This is a genomic window from Neisseria sp. HMSC069H12, from assembly GCF_001812735.1.
In the GTDB taxonomy this organism is placed as follows: domain Bacteria; phylum Pseudomonadota; class Gammaproteobacteria; order Burkholderiales; family Neisseriaceae; genus Neisseria; species Neisseria subflava.
The window spans coordinates 1-5,186 of the sequence record NZ_KV810264.1; the positions used below are offsets into that span (position 1 = coordinate 1).

The window sequence follows — 5,186 nt, forward strand, 5'->3', positions numbered from 1 at the left end:
ACTCGGTTACAAACAACATACCCGTACCGATGCGGAAGGTTGGTTGGGACATGAAGTTACCCACCTGACCGTATGCGAATACCTCAAACCATTGTTTGCAGACGGCATCGATACGCTGGTGTTGGGCTGCACGCACTTTCCCTTGCTCAAGCCCTTAATCGGTAGGGAGGCGGGTAATGTCGCGTTGGTTGATTCTGCAATTACGATGGCTGAAGAAACAGCACGCGTCCTTGCGCAGGAGGGATTACTCAATACTGACAACAATAATCCCGACTATCGTTTTTATGTCAGCGATATTCCTTTGAAATTCAGAACGATAGGCGAACGTTTTCTGGGTAGGACGATGGAGCAGATTGAAATGGTGTCTTTGGGTTAGGCAAAGTTTGCTCAAACACCCGCATATCTGGAGTAAGGATGTGTGGGTGTTTTTTGTGAAGATACGTCAGAAAATGTTTGCAAATTACATTTTAAGTTAATAGAATATAAACTATTATCATTTTTAAAAAAAGTTGATATGAAAAATTCACTTATTGCCCAAGCAGCCGGTATCCTGCCTGTGCTGCTGCTTTCTGCCTGCGCGGGCGGCGGCAGTTTCGATTTGGACAGCGTGGAAACGAAACAGCACAACCCGCAGTCCGAAGCACCGAAATACCAAGACGAACAGACTGAAAAACCGGCAAAACCCGATGAAGCGCAGGCGGCGGAAAACGACCGTCCGGCTTACGGTTTTGCAGCCAAAATACCGCGCCGTAATGTCCATTTCAACGTGAAACAGGGGCATCAGCCGCTGTCGGAAGCAGATTGGGTGAAATTGGCGGCGGGTGAACCGGATAAGTTTCCCCAAAAGGATGACATTTTTGCGATGGATAAGGGTACGCTGAACGAATCCATTACAACGGGCGACGGCAAAAGCCGCGTGGAAGGATACACGAAATTCAAGTATGTCCGCTCGGGCTATATCTACCGCAACGGTGCCAATAAAATCGATCCCAAAAACAATATCGCCCTTTTCGGTCCGGACGGCTATCTTTTCTACAAAGGCAGCAATCCTTCCCAAGCTCTGCCGATGGGCAAAGCGATTTACAAAGGTACTTGGGATTATGTAACCGATGCCAAGGAAAAACAGAAGTTTCCCCAGTTGGGTAGTCCGCCAGCGGGGGATAGGTACGGGGCTTTGTCTGCCGAGGAAGCGGATGTGTTGCGCAATGAAAGCGAGGCACCGAAAGGTCAGACCGATTTCGGGCTGACCAGCGAGTTTGAGGTGGATTTCGCCGCCAAGACCATGACCGGCGCGCTCTACCGCAATAACCGGATTACCCATAACGAAACCGAAAATAAAACCAAACAAATTAAACGGTACGACATTCAGGCTAACCTGCACGGCAACCGCTTCAAAGGTAAGGCGTTGGCTGCAGATAAAGATACTGGGAACGGTCATCCCTTCGTTTCTGATTCTGATAGTCTGGAAGGTGGTTTCTACGGGCCTCAGGGCGATGAGTTGGGCGGCAAGTTTTTGGCAAACGATAAGAAAGTGCTTGCCGTATTCGGCGCGAAACAGAAAGACGGTGCAGAAAAACCATTGGCTGAAACCTTTATGGACGCTTACCGCATCGGTGCGGATTTTGTGAAAAAACAGATAGACAGCTTCGGCAACGTGGCCAAACTGCTGATTGACGGCGTAGAGCTTGCGCTTGTACCGTCCGAAGGCACTCAGACGGCATTCCAGCATGTATTTGAGAAAGACGGTGTGAAGGTGTCGGTATGCTGCTCCAATTTGGATTACCTGCATTTCGGGGTGTTGGAACACGGCGGTTCGCACGATATGTTCCTGCAGGGCAGCCGTACGCCGGTTTCCGATATGCCTGTAACGGCGGGAGAGGCGGTATATCGCGGTACATGGTCGGGTACTATTGTTAATGGTACGAGTTGGAGTGCCGAACCTTCCAATAAGGAAGGCGGTAACCGGGCGGAGTTTAAAGTTAATTTTGCCGAGAAAACCCTCAACGGTATGCTGACGGCGAAAGACCGCATTGCCCCCGTATTCACCATCACTGCCACGATTCAGGGCAACGGTTTTTCAGGTGTGGCGAAAACCGGTGAAAACGGCTTTGCATTAGATCCGAAAAATACCATCGATCCGAAACGGACGAATATCCGTGCAGATGTGTCCGGCGGCTTCTACGGCAAAACCGCCATTGAGATGGGCGGATCGTTCTCCGGAAATACATTGGAGGGAGAAAGCGGCAAGGCGGCAGTGGTATTCGGTACGAAACGCCAACAGCTTGCCCGGTAAACTGGGCTGCCGGTTGACAGAGGAAAGTTCTTCAGACGGCATATCGGCTTTAAATGCCGTCTGAAGGCAGTAAGTAGAGAAATGATATGAAACAGCAACATTTGTTCCGATTAAATATTTTATGCCTGTCGCTGATGACTGCGCTGCCTGCTTATGCGGATGTTTTACCGTCCGGACAAGTGTGGGAAAAGCAGCTCGATACCGTGCAGGTCAATGCGAAAAAACAGAAAACCCGCCGTGATAACGAAGTAACCGGGCTGGGCAAGCTGGTCAAATCTTCCGAGACGCTAAGTAAAGAACAGGTTTTGAATATCCGAGACCTGACCCGTTACGATCCGGGTATTGCCGTGGTCGAACAGGGTCGGGGCGCAAGTTCCGGCTATTCAATACGCGGCATGGATAAAAACCGTGTTTCCTTAACGGTAGACGGCGTTTCGCAAATACAGTCCTACACCGCGCAGGCGGCATTGGGTGGGACGAGGACGGCGGGCAGCAGCGGCGCAATCAATGAAATTGAGTATGAAAACGTTAAGGCCGTTGAAATCAGCAAGGGTTCGAATTCATCAGAATACGGAAACGGCGCATTGGCAGGTTCGGTCGCATTTCAAACCAAAACCGCAGCCGACATTATCGGAGAGGGAAAACAGTGGGGCATTCAGAGTAAAACTGCCTATTCTGGAAAAGACCATGCCCTGACACAGTCCCTTGCGCTTGCAGGACGCAGCGGCGGCGCGGAAGCCCTCCTTATTTATACTAAACGGCGGGGGCAGGAAATCCATGCGCATAAAGATGCTGGTAAAGGTGTGCAGAGCTTCAATCGGCTGATACCGGTCGAGGATACCCATCCGTACGCAAATTTCATTGTCGAAGAGGAATGTTCCAATGGATATGCGGCCTGTAAAGACAATGCGAAAAAAGATGCTTTGGCCAAAGATGAGCGCAAAACCGTCAGCACGCAGGATTATACCGGCCCCAGCCGCTTCCTTGCGGACCCGCTTGAGTATGGCAGCCAATCATGGCTGTTCCGACCGGGTTGGCATTTGGACAACCGCCATTATGTCGGAGCCGTTCTTGAACGTACGCAGCAGACCTTTGATACACGGGATATGACTGTTCCTGCCTATTTTACCGAGGCCGACCTGAATGAAAGTGTCCGGAGAAACGGTACGCCGAGCGGCTTTGGCAAATATTCGGGCAATAATAAGGCCGAAAGGCTGTTTGTTCAGGGAGAGGGCGGTACATTGCAGGGTATCGGTTACGGTACCGGCGTGTTTTATGATGAACGCCATACTAAAAACCGGTACGGGGTCGAATATGTTTACCATAATGCTGACAAGGATACCTGGGCCGATTACGCCCGACTTTCTTATGACCGGCAAGGTATAGATTTGGACAACCGTTTGCAGCAGACGCATTGCTCTCACGACGGTTCGGATAAAAATTGCCGTCCCGACGGCAATAAACCGTATTCCTTCTATAAATCCGACCGGATGATTTATGAAGAAAGCCGAAACCTGTTCCAAGCAGTATTTAAAAAGGCATTTGATACGGCCAAAATCCGTCACAATTTGAGTATCAATCTAGGGTACGACCGCTTTAAGTCGCAATTGTCCCACAGCGATTATTATCTGCAAAACGCAGTTCAGGCATATGGATCGAAAACTCCGGAAGGGGCGCAGTCGCCCAATGGAAGCCAAGGCAAACCGTATTGGGTGTCTATCGGCAAGACCACGGTCAATACATCGCCGATATGCCGTTTCGGCAATAACACCTATACAGACTGCACACCGAGGAATATCGGCGGCAACGGTTATTATGCAGCCGTTCAAGACAATGTCCGTTTGGGCAGGTGGGCAGATGTCGGAGCAGGTATACGTTACGATTACCGCAGTACGCATTCGGAAGATAAGAGTGTCTCTACCGGCACTCACCGCAACCTTTCTTGGAACGCAGGCGTAGTCCTCAAGCCTTTCACCTGGATGGATTTGACTTATCGCGCTTCTACGGGCTTCCGTCTACCGTCGTTTGCCGAAATGTACGGCTGGAGAGCCGGGGAGTCTTTGAAAACGTTGGATCTGAAACCGGAAAAATCCTTTAATAGAGAGACAGGTATTGTATTTAAAGGGGACTTCGGCAATTTGGAAGCCAGCTATTTCAACAATGCTTATCGCGACCTGATTGCATTCGGTTATGAAACCCGAACTCAAAACGGGCAAACTTCGGCTTCTGGCGACCCCGGATACCGAAATGCTCAAAATGCACGGATAGCCGGTATCAATATTTTGGGTAAAATCGATTGGCACGGTGTATGGGGCAGGTTGCCGGACGGGTTGTATTCCACGCTTGCCTATAACCGTATCAAGGTCAAAGATGCCGATATACGCGCCGACAGGACGTTTGTAACTTCATATCTCTTTGATGCCGTCCAACCTTCACGATATGTATTGGGTTTGGGTTACGACCATCCTGACGGAATATGGGGCATCAATACGATGTTTACTTATTCCAAGGCAAAATCTGTTGACGAACTGCTAGGTAGCCAGGCGCTGTTGAACGGTAATGCCAATGCTAAAAAAGCAGCATCACGGCGGACGCGGCCTTGGCATGTTACGGATGTTTTCGGATATTACAATATTAAGAAACACCTGACCCTGCGTGCAGGCGTGTATAACCTCTTCAACTACCGGTATACCACTTGGGAGTCTGTAAGGCAGACTGCCGAAGGAGCGGTCAATAGGCACAATAATGTCGGTAGGTATAACCGCTACGCCGCACCGGGACGAAATTACACCCTGACTTTGGAGATGAAGTTTTAACCTAAGCAACCGTGCATCAAGGCAATAGGAGACCTTTGCAAAATTCCCCCAAATCCCCTAAATTCCCACCAAGACAT

2 protein-coding genes and 1 pseudogene are annotated in these 5,186 nt (G+C 49.9%); all 3 read left to right on the forward strand.

Translation table 11 applies throughout. From position 1 onward, the window contains the following. Positions 1-376 (forward strand): annotated as a pseudogene (locus HMPREF2872_RS04370) (aspartate/glutamate racemase family protein); the annotation flags it as partial. A 138-nt stretch (positions 377-514) separates the two neighbouring features. After that, positions 515-2,293 carry a transferrin-binding protein-like solute binding protein gene (locus HMPREF2872_RS04375; RefSeq protein ID WP_070631470.1) on the forward strand — a complete coding sequence of 593 codons (1,779 nt, stop codon included), beginning with the start codon at positions 515-517 and terminating at the stop codon, positions 2,291-2,293. 86 nt (positions 2,294-2,379) lie between these two features. Next, positions 2,380-5,109 (forward strand): lactoferrin/transferrin family TonB-dependent receptor, encoded by a 2,730-nt coding sequence (locus HMPREF2872_RS04380; protein WP_070631472.1) that lies wholly within the window; start codon positions 2,380-2,382, stop codon positions 5,107-5,109. Positions 5,110-5,186 lie beyond the last annotated feature (77 nt).